The 15391-nt window shown below is 68.2% G+C and carries 23 protein-coding genes; 21 read left to right on the top strand and 2 right to left on the bottom strand.

Annotated elements, in window-relative coordinates; genetic code table 11:
* Positions 1-4: 4 nt before the first annotated feature.
* Positions 5-1198, top strand: coding sequence for an elongation factor Tu (gene tuf / locus BN159_RS18250; protein WP_015658472.1), 1194 nt, complete (start codon positions 5-7; stop codon positions 1196-1198).
* Between the two features lie 234 nt (positions 1199-1432).
* Entirely contained in the window at positions 1433-2572 is a 1140-nt protein-coding gene (locus tag BN159_RS18245; protein WP_106435769.1) for an acyltransferase family protein, read from the top strand.
* A gap of 56 nt (positions 2573-2628) precedes the next feature.
* Here BN159_RS18245 and BN159_RS18240 read toward each other — a convergent pair whose 3' ends face one another.
* Together BN159_RS18240 and BN159_RS18235 are read right to left on the bottom strand one after the other, a co-directional pair.
* Positions 2629-3981 (bottom strand): alpha-lytic protease prodomain-containing protein, encoded by a 1353-nt coding sequence (locus tag BN159_RS18240; RefSeq protein WP_015658470.1) that lies wholly within the window; start codon positions 3979-3981, stop codon positions 2629-2631.
* Between the two features lie 117 nt (positions 3982-4098).
* On the bottom strand, positions 4099-5019 hold the full coding sequence (locus tag BN159_RS18235; protein ID WP_015658469.1) for a LysR family transcriptional regulator: 921 nt from the start codon (positions 5017-5019) through the stop codon (positions 4099-4101).
* An 80-nt stretch (positions 5020-5099) separates the two neighbouring features.
* Here BN159_RS18235 and BN159_RS18230 point away from each other — a divergent pair, with 80 nt between their 5' ends.
* The 19 genes from BN159_RS18230 to rplF all read left to right on the top strand — a co-directional run bounded on the left by BN159_RS18230 (position 5100) and on the right by rplF (position 15389).
* Complete coding sequence (locus BN159_RS18230) at positions 5100-6053, top strand: helix-turn-helix domain-containing protein (RefSeq protein ID WP_015658468.1); 954 nt, start codon at positions 5100-5102, stop codon at positions 6051-6053.
* Positions 6054-6091: 38 nt separating this feature from the next.
* On the top strand, positions 6092-6907 hold the full coding sequence (locus BN159_RS18225; protein WP_015658467.1) for a dioxygenase family protein: 816 nt from the start codon (positions 6092-6094) through the stop codon (positions 6905-6907).
* A 391-nt stretch (positions 6908-7298) separates the two neighbouring features.
* The gene (gene rpsJ, locus BN159_RS18220) at positions 7299-7607 is read left to right on the top strand and encodes a 30S ribosomal protein S10 (RefSeq protein ID WP_003948644.1); all 309 of its coding nucleotides are present in this window, start codon (positions 7299-7301) and stop codon (positions 7605-7607) included.
* Between the two features lie 17 nt (positions 7608-7624).
* Positions 7625-8269 carry a 50S ribosomal protein L3 gene (gene rplC, locus BN159_RS18215; RefSeq protein WP_015658466.1) on the top strand — a complete coding sequence of 215 codons (645 nt, stop codon included), beginning with the start codon at positions 7625-7627 and terminating at the stop codon, positions 8267-8269.
* Between the two features lie 8 nt (positions 8270-8277).
* The gene (rplD, locus tag BN159_RS18210; protein ID WP_015658465.1) at positions 8278-8934 is read left to right on the top strand and encodes a 50S ribosomal protein L4; all 657 of its coding nucleotides are present in this window, start codon (positions 8278-8280) and stop codon (positions 8932-8934) included.
* On the top strand, positions 8934-9353 hold the full coding sequence (gene rplW / locus BN159_RS18205) for a 50S ribosomal protein L23 (protein WP_015658464.1): 420 nt from the start codon (positions 8934-8936) through the stop codon (positions 9351-9353). The genes rplD and rplW overlap by 1 nt, the downstream gene beginning before the upstream one ends.
* 38 nt (positions 9354-9391) lie before the next feature.
* Positions 9392-10228: a 50S ribosomal protein L2 gene (gene rplB, locus BN159_RS18200; protein ID WP_007494772.1), complete on the top strand. Its 837-nt coding sequence runs from the start codon at positions 9392-9394 to the stop codon at positions 10226-10228.
* A gap of 12 nt (positions 10229-10240) precedes the next feature.
* Entirely contained in the window at positions 10241-10522 is a 282-nt protein-coding gene (gene rpsS / locus BN159_RS18195; protein WP_003992359.1) for a 30S ribosomal protein S19, read from the top strand.
* A 44-nt stretch (positions 10523-10566) separates the two neighbouring features.
* A complete protein-coding gene (gene rplV / locus BN159_RS18190; RefSeq protein ID WP_003974262.1) occupies positions 10567-10914 on the top strand; it encodes a 50S ribosomal protein L22 in 348 nt (115 codons plus the stop codon).
* On the top strand, positions 10914-11735 hold the full coding sequence (gene rpsC, locus BN159_RS18185) for a 30S ribosomal protein S3 (protein ID WP_015658463.1): 822 nt from the start codon (positions 10914-10916) through the stop codon (positions 11733-11735). Before rplV ends, rpsC begins: the two co-directional genes overlap by 1 nt.
* 5 nt (positions 11736-11740) lie before the next feature.
* Entirely contained in the window at positions 11741-12160 is a 420-nt protein-coding gene (rplP, locus tag BN159_RS18180) for a 50S ribosomal protein L16 (protein ID WP_009327094.1), read from the top strand.
* Complete coding sequence (gene rpmC / locus BN159_RS18175) at positions 12160-12384, top strand: 50S ribosomal protein L29 (protein WP_007494763.1); 225 nt, start codon at positions 12160-12162, stop codon at positions 12382-12384. The genes rplP and rpmC overlap by 1 nt, the downstream gene beginning before the upstream one ends.
* Entirely contained in the window at positions 12384-12668 is a 285-nt protein-coding gene (gene rpsQ, locus BN159_RS18170) for a 30S ribosomal protein S17 (RefSeq protein WP_015658462.1), read from the top strand. The genes rpmC and rpsQ overlap by 1 nt, the downstream gene beginning before the upstream one ends.
* Positions 12669-12770: 102 nt before the next feature.
* Positions 12771-13139, top strand: coding sequence for a 50S ribosomal protein L14 (rplN, locus tag BN159_RS18165; protein WP_003998823.1), 369 nt, complete (start codon positions 12771-12773; stop codon positions 13137-13139).
* A 2-nt stretch (positions 13140-13141) separates the two neighbouring features.
* Complete coding sequence (rplX, locus tag BN159_RS18160) at positions 13142-13465, top strand: 50S ribosomal protein L24 (protein ID WP_015658461.1); 324 nt, start codon at positions 13142-13144, stop codon at positions 13463-13465.
* On the top strand, positions 13465-14022 hold the full coding sequence (gene rplE, locus BN159_RS18155) for a 50S ribosomal protein L5 (protein WP_015658460.1): 558 nt from the start codon (positions 13465-13467) through the stop codon (positions 14020-14022). Before rplX ends, rplE begins: the two co-directional genes overlap by 1 nt.
* 5 nt (positions 14023-14027) lie before the next feature.
* Complete coding sequence (locus BN159_RS18150; protein ID WP_003948630.1) at positions 14028-14213, top strand: type Z 30S ribosomal protein S14; 186 nt, start codon at positions 14028-14030, stop codon at positions 14211-14213.
* Positions 14214-14426: 213 nt separating this feature from the next.
* Positions 14427-14825 carry a 30S ribosomal protein S8 gene (gene rpsH / locus BN159_RS18145; RefSeq protein WP_015658459.1) on the top strand — a complete coding sequence of 133 codons (399 nt, stop codon included), beginning with the start codon at positions 14427-14429 and terminating at the stop codon, positions 14823-14825.
* Positions 14826-14849: 24 nt separating this feature from the next.
* Positions 14850-15389, top strand: a complete 540-nt coding sequence (gene rplF, locus BN159_RS18140) for a 50S ribosomal protein L6 (RefSeq protein ID WP_015658458.1) — start codon at positions 14850-14852, stop codon at positions 15387-15389.
* The last annotated feature ends 2 nt before the right edge of the window (positions 15390-15391 follow it).

The following is a 15391-nucleotide window of genomic DNA, read 5'->3' as shown; positions in this document are numbered from 1 at the left end:
CCCAGTGGCGAAGGCGAAGTTCGAGCGGACTAAGCCGCACGTCAACATCGGCACCATCGGTCACATCGACCACGGTAAGACGACCCTTACGGCCGCCATTACCAAGGTGCTGCACGACGCGTTCCCGGACCTGAACGAGGCCTCGGCGTTCGACCAGATCGACAAGGCTCCTGAGGAGCGCCAGCGCGGTATCACCATCTCCATCGCGCACGTCGAGTACCAGACGGAGACCCGTCACTACGCCCACGTCGACTGCCCCGGTCACGCGGACTACATCAAGAACATGATCACGGGTGCGGCGCAGATGGACGGCGCCATCCTCGTGGTCGCCGCCACCGACGGCCCGATGCCGCAGACCAAGGAGCACGTGCTCCTGGCCCGCCAGGTCGGCGTTCCGTACATCGTCGTCGCCCTGAACAAGGCCGACATGGTGGACGACGAGGAGATCCTGGAGCTCGTCGAGCTCGAGGTCCGTGAGCTCCTCTCCGAGTACGAGTTCCCGGGCGACGACCTGCCGGTCGTCAAGGTCTCGGCGCTCAAGGCGCTCGAGGGCGACAAGGAGTGGGGCAACTCCGTCCTCGAGCTCATGAAGGCCGTGGACGAGTCCATCCCGGAGCCCGAGCGTGACGTCGACAAGCCGTTCCTGATGCCGATCGAGGACGTCTTCACGATCACCGGTCGTGGCACCGTCGTCACCGGTCGTATCGAGCGTGGTGTCCTCAAGGTCAACGAGACCGTCGACATCATCGGCATCAAGACCGAGAAGACCACCACCACGGTCACCGGCATCGAGATGTTCCGCAAGCTGCTCGACGAGGGCCAGGCCGGTGAGAACGTCGGTCTGCTCCTCCGTGGCATCAAGCGCGAGGACGTCGAGCGCGGCCAGGTCATCATCAAGCCCGGTTCGGTCACGCCGCACACCGAGTTCGAGGCCCAGGCCTACATCCTGTCCAAGGACGAGGGTGGCCGCCACACGCCGTTCTTCAACAACTACCGTCCGCAGTTCTACTTCCGTACGACTGACGTGACCGGCGTTGTGACCCTCCCCGAGGGCACCGAGATGGTCATGCCGGGTGACAACACCGAGATGAAGGTGGAGCTCATCCAGCCCGTCGCCATGGAAGAGGGCCTGAAGTTCGCCATCCGTGAGGGTGGCCGGACCGTGGGCGCCGGCCAGGTCACCAAGATCAACAAGTAAGTCTGTTGATTGACCTGGTAGACCTTTAGGTCTCCTGCAAGGGGCCCGTACGACTTCGGTCGTACGGGCCCCTTCGCCGTGTCCCGCGGCTCCTGTCCGGCGGGTCGCGAATGAAACCTTGCCGAACCTTGTGAAACGGATTTGCGAGGGTTCCGGCCAGGTCCCCCTGAGTGTCCCGGGAATGGTCTTTCCTGTGGGGGACCGGAGTTTTCCCGAGGACGGCCAGGTTCCCTGATGCACCGAGCGCGCGGCGGACTGTCGATGCCGCTGCCGAAGCGAGCCCCGGCCCCGGTGGCCGAACGCCCGCTCCAGCCCCTTCGCACCCGACGGCTCCATGTCGTCGACGGCATCCGGCTGGTGGCCGCCCTGATGGTGGTGCTGCACCACTACGCCGGGACCAGGCGGCTGGACGAACCCGGCAACGCGATCTGGAGCCGCCCGGTCTCCGAGATCATGCCGTCGGTCTTCCATGTCGCGGCCTACGGCTGGATCGGCGTCGAGATCTTCTTCGTGATCAGCGGCTTCGTGATCTGCATGTCCTGCTGGGGGCGCACCCCGCGGCAGTTCTTCGTCTCGCGGGTGATCCGGCTGTACCCCGCGTACTGGTTCGCCGTGCTGTTCACGACCGGTGTGCTGGTGCTGCTGCCGGGGGTCTCGGAGCGCCTGCCCCTGCGCGAGGTGCTGTTCAACCTCACGATGGTGCAGGCCGGGTCGGACGTGGCGAACGTGGACCCCGTGTACTGGACGCTCTGGTCGGAGCTGCGCTTCTACCTGCTCTTCCTGGTCGTCGTCGCGATGGGGCTGACGTACCGCAGGGTCGTCGCCTTCTGCTGTGTCTGGGGTGCCGCGGCGATGCTCGCCCCGGTCTCCGGCTTCCCGCTGCTGGAGCTGCTCGCCAATCCCGACGGCGCCTGGTACTTCATCGCGGGCCTCGCGCTGTACCTGATGCACCGCTTCGGCCAGGACCTGCTGCTGTGGGGCATCCTCGCGATGGCCTGGCTGATGGGCCAGCTGGAGCTGGGGGAGCGGGTGGCCTACGAGGGCGTCTCCAGCTGGCGCGGCGCGGTACTGATCTTCACCGTGTTCCTGCTGGTGATGGTCGCGGTGTCGCTGGGCCTGACCGACCGGATCCGCTGGAACTGGCTGGTCACGGCGGGCTGTCTGACGTATCCGCTCTATCTGACGCACTACGTCGCCGGTACGGCGGTCATCAGCCGGCTGCACGGGACGCTGGACGCGCGGCTGCTGGTGGGGCTGTTGATCGGCGGGTTCCTGCTGCTGAGCTGGCTGGTGCACAGGGGCGTGGAGCGGCCGGTGTCACGGCTGGTCAAGCGTGGTCTCGATGCCTCGTTCGCGCGGATGCGGGCGCGGTAGGAACGGGCGGAGCCCGGGTGCGCGTCAGGACGCACCCGGGCTCGTGTGTGCCCCGGTTACTGGCGTTGCCACAGGGCCGGGACGTTCGGGGGCTCCCAGCCCGTCTGGGCCTGGTGGCCCTGGAGGCAGCGGTAGGTCGCGCCGCCGTACGTCACCGTGTCGCCCGCCTGGTAGACCGTGCCGGCCGCCCAGGTGCCGCCGGGGTCGCCCGGGTCTCCGGGTCCGCTCGACGTGGTCTTCAGGGTGAGGCCGTAGGACTGGAGGATCGGGTTGATGGGCTGGAAGTACGTCGTCCCGCCGCTCGTGCAGTTGCCCGAGCCGCCGGAGGTGACGCCCTGGGCCTGGCTGCCGGAGATGAACGAGCCGCCGGAGTCGCCCGGCTCGGCGCACACGCTGGTGCGGGTGACGCCGGAGACGGTGCCCTCCTGATACTGCACGCTGGTGTTCAGCTGCTGGACCGTGCCGCAGTGCCAGCCCGTGGTGGAGCCCGAGCGGCACACCGACGCGCCCACCATGGCCTGCGTCGACCCGGCGACCTGGACGCCGGACCCGACGACGTTCGGGGTCGCCGTCCAGTTGGAGTTGACCGCCACCCACGCCATGTCGTTGCCGGGGAACACCGACGCCTGGAAGGTGCCCTGGGCCACCCGGTTGGAGCCGGTGGTGGTGGCGCCCGCCCGGCCGCAGTGGCCCGCCGTGGCGAAGCCGTTCTGGGTGCCCCGGGTGACGGGGAAGCCGATCGAACAACGGGAGCCGCTGCCGATGTAGTACGCGTCCCCGCCCCTCAAGTCGTAGAGCGGGCGCGGCTGTTCGGACGTCCGCACGATCCGGGCGAGGCCGGAGTCCACCTTGGCCGCCTTGAGCAGGGCGTGGGCCGCGGCGGGCCGTACCGCCTCCACCACGAGGGTGTTGGTGGGCACGTCGACGTACCAGACCGGGGTGTCGGTGCCGGCCCGGTCGGTCGCCGTGCGGTCCAGGCGGGCCTTGGCCGCGTCCAGGTCGGCGAGGGAGTGGCGGACGACGGCCGCGGTGGCGCCGCGTGCCTCGATCGCGGGGACGTCGGCGTCGTCCGTGGTCGCCACGGTGAGCGCGGACGACGCGGCGCCGCGCACCCAGGCGCCCGCGAAGTCCGCGCCCAGCGCGGCGCGCAGCCGACCGGCGTCCGCTCCCGCCTCGGCCTCGTTGGCCAGTCGGTCGCGTGCCTGCCGCGCGTCGATGCCGAGGTCCCGCGCCATGGCGTGGATGAGTGCGGGCGGGCCCTCGGCGGTCCTGAGGGTCTGCGCCGCGGTGGGGGCGGCGGGCTCGGTGCCTGCGTTCGCGGAGCCGCTGAGCCCGGCCACGAACAGCGCACCGGCTGCCACCGCCCCCGTACAGGCGGCTCGGGTGGGTCTGGGGAGTCGTTGGAGCATGGGGTGGTCTCCTCGGATTCGCTCGGGTTCGGGGAAGTACGAAGTGCGGGGAGTGCCCAAACCGTAGGGAGCGCCGAGCGGGCGGCATAAGACGTCAGCCGACCCCCTGCCCCGGTGTTATGGAACGCGGTGCGCCGGGGGGACCAGGCCCGCGTGTGCGCTGCGGGCCTGGTCCAGGACCGTCGCCGCGGTGTCCGGCTGCTGGGCCGCCGCGTGCCAGCCCAGCAGATGGCGCCAGACGAGAGGCGTGCCGGTGACGGGGCGGATGGCGATGCCGGGCGTGGCCGGGAAGGAGGCCCGGCACAGGCCGACCGCCCGGCCGACCCGGACGAGATGGACGCAGGACGCGGTGTCGGTCTCGTACATACGGCGCGGGCTGAACCCGGCGCGGGCGCAGGCGGCGGTGAAACAGTCGGCGAAACAGCCGTCGCCGGGGACGCAGGCCCACTCCTGGTCGGCCAGCGCGGCCAGCTCGATCTCCCGGGCGCGGGCCAGCGGGTGGCCGTCGGCGAGCATGACGAGCACCGGGTCCACGGCGATCTCCCGCCACACCAGCTGCTCGGCGCCGGGCGGGGCGGCCGAGCCGCAGGTGCCCGCGAGGGCGAAGTCGAGCCGCCCTTCGGTCAGTTGCTCGGCCAGCTCGCGCTCGGACCAGGAGGCGCTGGTGGTGACGGCGGTGTCCGGTGCCGCATCCGCGAGCCGGTCGACCAGCGCGCCGAGCAGCGGGCCATGGGTGCCGCCGAGCCGCAGTCGCTCCGGTTCCCGGCGGGCGTGCGCGAACCGGGCCGCCTCCTGCTGGAGGTCGGAGACGGCGGGCAGGACGACCCGGGTGCGCTCCAGCACCAGCTCGCCCAGCGCGGTGGCGCGCACGCCGTGCCGGCCCCGCTCGAACAGCTCGCCTCCCAGGGCCCGTTCGATCCGCCTGAGCTGTGCGCTCAGCGCGGGCTGGGCGAGCCCGAGTGCGGTGGCCGCCCGGGTGAGGCTGCCCGCGTCGGCGATCGTCCGGATGGTCCTCAGATGCCGCAACTCCAGCTCCATGCAGCGAGCTTGCTGGGAGGAGGGGACGGGTGCAAGGGGTTGGTATGGACCACTTGCGGTAGCGGCGGGACGATGGGGCGATGCTCAGGACCACCGTCTTACCGGGAACCCCGTGCGCCACTCCGCGCCCGGGGGACGTCCCCCTGCACCGGCTGGAGATCGCCGGTCCCGGCGCCGCGCCCTTCGCGGCGGGCAGCTTCGACGCGGTGGGGCCGCTGGCCCGGGACCCCGGGCCGCACCGGCACACCTTCTACGAGATCGTCCATGTCACGGCGGGCTCGGGCACGCACGTCGTCGACCTCGCACGATGGCCGCTGCGGCCGCCGCATCTCGCGGTGATCCGGCCCGGACAGGTGCACCACTGGGAGGCGGACCGGGACCTGGCGGGCACGCTCGCGCTGTTCACCGAGGACTTCCTGGTCGACCACCCCGGCGACCGTGATGTCCTGCGGCGCCTGGGGGAGCGGTGCTGGTTCCGCCTGGACGCCGAGCAGGACGCGCGGATCGGCCGGCTGATGGGGGAGCTGGTCGCGGAGCACGGCGACCGGGCACCCGGGTACGAGAGCGTGCTGCGGTCCCTGCTGCACGTCCTGGTGGTGCGGGCGGCGCGGCTGCCGGAGCAGGCTCCGGTTCCCGGGGCGGGGAGCGGAGGCCGGACCCTGGCCGTGGCCGAGGCGTTCGCGCGGCTGCTCGCCGACCGGCGGGAGTCGGCGGCGTGGACGGTGGGGGAGTGGACCGTGCGGGAGTGCGCGGACCGGCTCGGGGTGACCCCCGGCTACCTCACCCAGTCCGTACGCGCGGCGACCGGCCGCAGCCCCGGACGCCTGCTGATCGAGGCCCGCACCCACCAGGCCCAGCGCCTGCTCGCGCACACCGAGCTGTCCGTACGACAGGTCGCGGCCCGCACCGGATTCGACGACCCCGCCTATTTCAGCCGCTTCTTCCGCCGGGAGACCGGAACCAGCCCCGGCGCCTTCCGAAAACACCACAGCCGCCCTCACCAGTCCCTCGAAGGGGCCGAGACGCGCGCCTAGGTTCGTTGGCGATCCGACGGCCCCCACAAGGAGCAGGTATGGACAGCGAGACGAACCCCCCGCACTCCCCGCTGGTCAGCCGCAAGACGGTGCTGCGCGCGGCGCTCGCGGCCGGCGCCGCCGTACCCCTGGCGATGGCGGGCGGCCCCGCCCTGGCCCGCACCTTCGCCGACACCGGCACCCCGGTCCAGGTGACCCCTCCGTGCGACGACGGCGACGACCCGACCCCGGACCAGATCGAGGGCCCGTACTTCAAGCCGAACTCCCCGCAGCGCACCGATATCGCGGGACCCGGTGTGCCCGGTACGCGACTCATGGTCACCGGATATGTCTTCGGCCTGGCCTGCCGCCCGATAGCGGGTGCCCTGCTGGACTTCTGGCAGGCCGACCACAACGGCGCCTACGACAACACCGGCTACCGCTTCCGCGGCCACCAGTTCACCGCGTCGAACGGCTCCTTCGCCCTCACCACGATCGTGCCGGGCCTGTACCCCGGCCGCACCCGCCACATCCACGTGAAGGTGCAGGCCCCGGGCCGCCCCGTCCTCACCACCCAGCTCTACTTCCCGAACGAACCCCGCAACAGCACGGACTCCCTCTTCGACCCGCGGCTGCTGATGGCGGTGCGGGACGGAGGCGGCGGCCGCCAGGCGTCGTTCGACTTCGTCCTGAACGTGCCCCAGGACCCGGACGACCCGGGCGACCCGGGTGACACCACCTGGAGCGTGGGTACGACCTACCAGTCAGGCGCGCGGGTCACCTACGCGGGCCGCGGCTACCTCTGCCTTCAGGCCCACACGGCCCAGACCGGCTGGGAGCCCCCGAACGTCCCGGCCCTGTGGCAGGCCGCCTGAACCGCGGCGCACCCGTGTTTGACCTGCGTCACGTCTGGGGTAGTCTCTCCGGCTCGATTGGCGGAGGGGCTGCCCCATATGGCAGACTGTCGGAGTTGCTCGGTCGAGTGTTGATGCTGCGCGCCTCCCGCCGGGAGGACCGAAAGCGAGTCCCACAGTACTCGTCGCCCTAACTGCCGTAAGGCAGCACTGGGGCGGACGTACGGGAATCTTTCGGGAAGCAAGGTGCGGCACCGGCCAGGCGCTCGGTGAATCTCTCTCAGACAAGGGATGTTCGAACAAGGGACATCTGTGTCAGCGAGAGCGCGACACGCCCGACCGCGTGGGTCGGAGCGGATGTCAGGAACACCGGGTTCCAGAGCGTTACGAGACAAAGGACTACTGAGTAGCCATGGCGGGACAGAAGATCCGCATCCGGCTCAAGGCCTACGACCACGAGGTCATCGACTCCTCGGCGAAGAAGATCGTCGAGACGGTGACCCGCACTGGTGCGTCGGTCGCGGGCCCGGTGCCGCTGCCCACTGAGAAGAACGTGTACTGCGTCATCAAGTCGCCGCACAAGTACAAGGACTCGCGCGAGCACTTCGAGATGCGCACGCACAAGCGCCTGATCGACATTCTCGACCCCACCCCCAAGACCGTTGACTCTCTGATGCGACTCGACCTCCCGGCCGGTGTCGACATCGAGATCAAGCTCTGAGGGTCGGTGAGCTGAGAATGGCTAAGCAGATCAAGGGCATCCTGGGCGAGAAGCTCGGCATGACGCAGGTGTGGGACGAGAACAACCGTGTTGTTCCGGTCACCGTCGTCAAGGCCGGCCCCAACGTCGTGACCCAGGTTCGTACGAACGACGTCGACGGCTACGAGTCGGTTCAGATCGCCTTCGGCGACATCGACCCGCGCAAGGTGAACAAGCCCCTCAAGGGCCACTTCGCCAAGGCCGACGTCACCCCCCGTCGTCACCTCGTCGAGATCCGCACCTCTGACGCCTCCGAGTACACGCTCGGCCAGGAAGTCACGGCCGAGGTCTTCGAGGCCGGCGTGAAGGTCGACGTCACCGGCAAGAGCAAGGGCAAGGGCTTCGCCGGTGTCATGAAGCGTCACAACTTCAAGGGCCTCGGCGCCGGTCACGGCACCCAGCGCAAGCACCGCTCCCCCGGTTCCATCGGTGGCTGCGCCACCCCGGGCCGTGTGTTCAAGGGCCTCCGCATGGCGGGTCGCATGGGCAACGAGCGGGTCACCACCCAGAACCTGACCGTCCACGCCGTTGACGCGGAGAAGGGTCTGCTGCTCATCAAGGGCGCGGTTCCCGGTCCGAACGGCGGCCTCGTCCTGGTCCGCACCGCGGCCAAGGGGGCCTGAGGTAACCGATGAGCACTGTTGACATCCTTTCGCCGGCGGGCGACAAGGCCGGTTCCGTCGAGCTCCCCGCGGAGATCTTCGACGTAGAGAAGATCAGCGTCCCGCTGCTTCACCAGGTCGTCGTCGCACAGCTGGCCGCTGCCCGTCAGGGCACGCACAAGACCAAGCGTCGTGGCGAGGTCCGTGGTGGTGGCAAGAAGCCTTACCGCCAGAAGGGCACCGGTCGCGCCCGTCAGGGCTCGACCCGCGCGCCGCAGTTCGCCGGTGGTGGCGTCGTGCACGGTCCCGTGCCGCGCGACTACTCGCAGCGGACCCCGAAGAAGATGAAGGCCGCGGCCCTGCGCCACGCCCTCACCGACCGGGCCCGCAACAACCGCATCCACGTCGTCTCCGGCGTCATCGAGGGTGAGACCCCCTCGACGAAGGCCGCCAAGACGCTGTTCGGCAAGATCTCGGAGCGCAAGAACCTGCTCCTGGTCGTCGACCGCGCCGATGAGGCCGCGTGGCTGTCCGCCCGCAACCTGCCCCAGGTCCACATCCTGGAGCCGGGCCAGCTGAACACGTACGACGTTCTCGTCTCGGACGACGTGGTCTTCACCCAGGCCGCCTTCGAGTCCTTCGTGTCCGGCCCGAAGGCCAATGACACCGAAGGGAGCGAGGCCTGATGGCTATCCGTCACCCCGCCATTGCCTCCAAGGCCGCCAAGGCCGCCAAGGCCGCGCGCGTCGCCAAGGCGCGTCGCCACGCCGCGGAGGGCAAGAACACCGTCGAGACCCCGCTGAGCAAGTCCTTCACGGACCCCCGTGACGTGCTGCTCAAGCCGGTCGTCTCCGAGAAGAGCTACGCGCTCCTCGACGAGGGCAAGTACACGTTCATCGTCGACCCGCGTGCCAACAAGACCCAGATCAAGCAGGCCGTCCAGGCGGTCTTCTCGGTCAAGGTCACCGGGGTCAACACGATCAACCGCCAGGGCAAGCGCAAGCGGACCCGCACGGGCTTCGGCAAGCGTGCCGACAGCAAGCGCGCGATCGTGACCCTCGCCGAGGGCGACCGTATCGACATCTTCGGCGGTCCGACCGCGTAAGCGGGTCGGATCGTCCGATATCGGACGAGGACTGAGAAATGGGAATCCGCAAGTACAAGCCGACTACGCCGGGCCGTCGTGGTTCCAGCGTCGCCGACTTCGTCGAGGTCACGCGGTCCACGCCGGAGAAGTCGCTGGTCCGCCCGCTGCACAGCAAGGGCGGCCGTAACAACGCCGGTCGTGTGACCGTTCGCCACCAGGGTGGCGGACACAAGCGCGCCTACCGAGTGATCGACTTCCGTCGTCACGACAAGGACGGCGTGCCGGCGAAGGTCGCGCACATCGAGTACGACCCCAACCGCACCGCGCGCATCGCGCTGCTGCACTACGCGGACGGCGAGAAGCGCTACATCCTCGCCCCGCGCAACCTGCAGCAGGGTGACCGCGTCGAGAACGGTCCCGGGGCCGACATCAAGCCGGGCAACAACCTGGCGCTCCGCAACATCCCGGTCGGTACCACGATCCACGCGATCGAGCTCCGTCCCGGTGGCGGCGCCAAGTTCGCCCGCTCCGCCGGTGCCTCCGTGCAGCTGCTCGCGAAGGAGGGCTCGATGGCCCACCTCCGCATGCCTTCCGGTGAGATCCGCCTGGTCGACCAGCGCTGCCGCGCCACGGTCGGCGAGGTCGGCAACGCCGAGCAGAGCAACATCAACTGGGGTAAGGCCGGCCGCAAGCGCTGGCTGGGCGTTCGCCCGACCGTCCGCGGTGTGGCGATGAACCCGGTTGACCACCCGCACGGTGGTGGTGAGGGCAAGACCTCCGGTGGTCGCCACCCGGTCTCCCCGTGGGGTCAGAAGGAGGGTCGTACTCGTTCGCCGAAGAAGGCTTCGAACAAGTACATCGTCCGCCGCCGCAAGACGAACAAGAAGCGCTAGGAGCGGGTTTAGATGCCGCGCAGTCTCAAGAAGGGGCCCTTCGTCGACGACCACCTGATCAAGAAGGTGGACGCCCAGAACGAAGCCGGCACCAAGAACGTCATCAAGACCTGGTCCCGTCGCTCCATGATCGTGCCGGCCATGCTCGGCCACACGCTCGCGGTGCACAACGGCAAGACCCACATCCCGGTGTTCGTCACCGAGTCGATGGTCGGTCACAAGCTCGGCGAGTTCTCGCCGACTCGTACCTTCCGGGGTCACGTCAAGGACGACCGGAAGTCGAAGCGCCGCTAGTAGCGGATCGCATTCAGACACGTAAGTAACTGAGAGGGACAACCATGGAAGCCAGGGCCCAGGCGCGGTACATCCGCGTTACGCCCATGAAGGCCCGCCGCGTGGTGGACCTTATCCGTGGCATGGATGCCACGGAGGCTCAGGCTGTTCTGCGATTCGCTCCGCAGGCAGCCTCCGTGCCGGTCGGCAAGGTGCTCGACAGCGCCATTGCCAACGCCGCGCACAACTACGACCACACCGACGCCGACAGCCTCTTCATCTCCGAGGCCTACGTCGACGAGGGCCCGACCCTGAAGCGGTTCCGTCCGCGCGCCCAGGGCCGTGCCTACCGGATCCGCAAGCGGACCAGCCACATCACCGTGGTCGTCAGCAGCAAGGAAGGAACCCGGTAATGGGCCAGAAGGTTAACCCGCATGGGTTCCGGCTCGGTGTCACCACGGACTTCAAGTCCCGCTGGTACGCCGACAAGCTGTACAAGGACTACGTCAAGGAAGACGTCGCCATCCGTCGGATGATGACGTCCGGCATGGAGCGCGCCGGTATCTCGAAGGTTGAGATCGAGCGCACCCGTGACCGTGTCCGCGTGGACATCCACACCGCGCGTCCGGGCATCGTCATCGGCCGCCGTGGCGCCGAGGCCGACCGCATCCGCGGTGACCTCGAGAAGCTCACGGGCAAGCAGGTCCAGCTGAACATCCTCGAGGTCAAGAACCCCGAGACGGACGCTCAGCTGGTTGCTCAGGCCGTTGCCGAGCAGCTCTCCTCCCGCGTCTCCTTCCGTCGGGCCATGCGTAAGAGCATGCAGTCCGCCATGAAGGCCGGCGCCAAGGGCATCAAGATCCAGTGCGGCGGCCGCCTCGGCGGCGCCGAGATGTCCCGCTCGGAGTTCTACCGCGAGGGCCGTGTGCCCCTGCACACGCTCCGCGCGAACGTGGACTACGGCTTCTTCGAGGCCAAGACGACCTTCGGCCGTATCGGTGTGAAGGTCTGGATCTACAAGGGCGACGTCAAGAACATCGCCGAGGTCCGCGCCGAGAACGCTGCGGCCCGTGCGGGTAACCGCCCGGCCCGTGGTGGTGCCGACCGCCCGGCCCGTGGTGGCCGCGGTGGCGAGCGGCGCGGTCGTAAGCCGCAGCAGGCTGCCGGTTCCGAGGCCCCCAAGGCCGAGGCTCCCGCCGCCGCTCCGGCTGAGAGCACCGGAACGGAGGCCTGACCGACATGCTGATCCCCCGTAGGGTCAAGCACCGCAAGCAGCACCACCCGAAGCGCTCCGGCGCTGCCAAGGGCGGCACGCAGGTTGCGTTCGGCGAGTACGGCATCCAGGCGCTCACCCCGGCGTATGTGACGAACCGCCAGATCGAGGCCGCTCGTATCGCCATGACGCGTCACATCAAGCGTGGTGGCAAGGTCTGGATCAACATCTACCCGGACCGTCCCCTCACCAAGAAGCCTGCCGAGACCCGCATGGGTTCCGGTAAGGGTTCTCCGGAGTGGTGGATCGCCAACGTCAAGCCCGGACGCGTGATGTTCGAGCTGTCGTACCCCAACGAGAAGATCGCCCGTGAGGCCCTGACTCGCGCAGCCCACAAGCTGCCGATGAAGTGCCGGATCGTCAAGCGCGAGGCAGGTGAAGCGTGATGTCGGCCGGTACCAAGGCGTCCGAGCTGCGCGAACTGGGCAACGAGGAGCTTCTGGCGAAGCTCCGCGAGGCCAAGGAAGAGCTGTTCAACCTCCGCTTCCAGGCGGCCACGGGTCAGCTCGAAAACCACGGCCGTCTCAAGGCGGTCCGCAAGGACATCGCGCGGATCTACACCCTGATGCGCGAGCGTGAGCTGGGCATCGAAACGGTGGAGAACGCCTGATGAGCGAGAAGAACGTGACTGAGAACGCAGAGGCCCGCGGCTTCCGCAAGACCCGTGAGGGTCTCGTCGTCAGCGACAAGATGGACAAGACCGTCGTCGTCGCTGTCGAGGACCGCGTCAAGCACGCGCTGTACGGCAAGGTCATCCGCCGTACGAACAAGCTCAAGGCGCACGACGAGCAGAACGCCGCGGGTGTCGGCGACCGCGTCCTCCTGATGGAGACCCGGCCGCTGTCCGCCTCGAAGCGCTGGCGCGTCGTCGAGATCCTCGAGAAGGCCAAGTAATTTCCTGCGGGGCACCCCCCGCAGGTCAGTTCCGCCAGGCTCGGCAGGGGTTCTCTTCACTGAGACCCCTGCCGGGAACCGGCAGACAAACAGGAGATAGACGTGATCCAGCAGGAGTCGCGACTGCGCGTCGCCGACAACACTGGTGCGAAGGAAATCCTTTGCATCCGTGTGCTCGGTGGCTCCGGTCGCCGCTACGCGGGCATCGGTGACGTCATCGTCGCCACCGTCAAGGACGCGATCCCCGGTGGCAACGTGAAGAAGGGTGACGTCGTCAAGGCGGTCATCGTTCGCACCGTCAAGGAGCGCCGCCGTCCGGACGGCTCGTACATCCGCTTCGACGAGAACGCCGCCGTCATTCTGAAGAACGACGGCGACCCTCGCGGCACCCGCATCTTCGGCCCCGTCGGCCGTGAGCTGCGCGAGAAGAAGTTCATGAAGATCATCTCGCTCGCGCCGGAGGTGCTGTAAGCATGAAGATCAAGAAGGGCGACCTGGTCCAGGTCATCACCGGTAAGGACAAGGGCAAGCAGGGCAAGGTCATTGCCGCTTACCCGCGCGAGGAGCGCGTCCTGGTCGAGGGTGTCAACCGGGTCAAGAAGCACACCAAGGCCGGTCCGACCGCTCGCGGTTCGCAGGCCGGTGGCATCGTCACGACCGAGGCGCCGGTCCACGTCTCCAACGTCCAGCTGGTCGTTGAGAAGGACGGCAACAAGGTCGTCACGCGTGTCGGATACCGCTTCGACGAAGAGGGCAACAAGATCCGCGTTGCCAAGCGGACGGGTGAGGACATCTGATGGCTACCACCACCACTCCGCGTCTGAAGACGAAGTACCGCGAGGAGATCGCGGGCAAGCTGCGTGACGAGTTCAAGTACGAGAACGTCATGCAGGTTCCCGGCCTCGTCAAGATCGTGGTCAACATGGGTGTGGGCGACGCCGCCCGCGACTCCAAGCTGATCGAGGGCGCCATCCGCGACCTCACCACGATCACCGGTCAGAAGCCGGCCGTCACCAAGGCCCGCAAGTCCATCGCGCAGTTCAAGCTGCGTGAGGGTCAGCCGATCGGTGCCCACGTCACGCTCCGTGGCGACCGCATGTGGGAGTTCCTGGACCGCACCCTGTCGCTCGCGCTGCCGCGCATCCGCGACTTCCGCGGCCTGTCCCCCAAGCAGTTCGACGGCCGTGGCAACTACACCTTCGGTCTCACGGAGCAGGTCATGTTCCACGAGATCGACCAGGACAAGATCGACCGTACCCGGGGTATGGACATCACCGTGGTCACCACGGCGACCAACGACGCTGAGGGCCGCGCGCTCCTTCGTCACCTCGGCTTCCCGTTCAAGGAGGCGTGAGCGAGATGGCGAAGAAGGCTCTGATTGCCAAGGCTGCTCGCAAGCCCAAGTTCGGTGTGCGTGGCTACACGCGCTGCCAGCGCTGCGGCCGTCCGCACTCCGTGTACCGCAAGTTCGGCCTGTGCCGCGTGTGCCTTCGTGAGATGGCTCACCGTGGCGAGCTGCCGGGCGTGACCAAGAGCTCCTGGTAATCCCCGTTTTTTAGGGATTCCTGAAGCTCTCGGTAAGCATCTGGGTGGACAGGGGCCCACCCCCGCATGGCTTAGGCTTGTGGGGTTGGGCGCCTGTCGCGCCCGTACGACTTACTACGCCGTAGGTCCACCGCGCCGCACCCGTCCCGTCTCGGATCGGGGAGAGGGATGGCGCACCAGGAAACCCCGGCGAGAGAGGCCGAAGGCCAATTCATGACCATGACTGATCCGATCGCAGACATGCTTACGCGTCTGCGGAACGCGAACTCGGCGTACCACGACACCGTGGCGATGCCGCACTCGAAGATCAAGTCGCACATCGCGGAGATCCTCCAGCAGGAGGGCTTCATCACGGGCTGGAAGGTCGAGGACGCCGAGGTCGGCAAGAACCTCGTCCTGGAGCTGAAGTTCGGCCCCAACCGTGAGCGCTCCATCGCGGGCATCAAGCGGATCTCCAAGCCCGGTCTCCGGGTTTACGCGAAGTCCACCAACCTGCCCAAGGTCCTCGGTGGCCTCGGCGTGGCGATCATCTCCACGTCGCACGGTCTTCTGACCGACAAGCAGGCCGGCAAGAAGGGCGTGGGTGGGGAAGTCCTCGCCTACGTCTGGTAGCGGAAGGGAACGGAGGAAACAGCTATGTCGCGTATTGGCAAGCTCCCCATCACGGTTCCCGCCGGCGTGGACGTCACCATCGACGGCCGTACGGTCTCGGTCAAGGGCCCCAAGGGCACGCTGACCCACACCGTTGCCGCGCCGATCGAGATCGCCAAGGGTGAGGAAGGCGTTCTGAACGTCACCCGCCCCAACGACGAGCGTCAGAACAAGGCCCTGCACGGCCTGTCCCGCACGCTGGTGGCGAACATGATCACCGGCGTGACCCAGGGTTACGTGAAGAAGCTCGAAATCAGCGGTGTCGGTTACCGCGTGACCGCCAAGGGTTCGAACCTCGAGTTCGCTCTCGGTTACAGCCACCCGATCCTCGTCGAGGCCCCCGAGGGCATCACCTTCAAGGTCGAGGCTCCGACCCGTTTCTCGGTCGAGGGCATCGACAAGCAGAAGGTCGGCGAGGTTGCGGCCAACATCCGCAAGCTGCGCAAGCCCGACCCGTACAAGGCCAAGGGCGTCAAGTACGAGGGCGAAGTCATCCGCCGCAAGGTCGGAAAGGCGGGTAAGTAAGC

Source organism: Streptomyces davaonensis JCM 4913 (assembly GCF_000349325.1).
Taxonomy (GTDB): domain Bacteria; phylum Actinomycetota; class Actinomycetes; order Streptomycetales; family Streptomycetaceae; genus Streptomyces; species Streptomyces davaonensis.
This window is presented reverse-complemented; position numbering and strand designations above follow the sequence as displayed.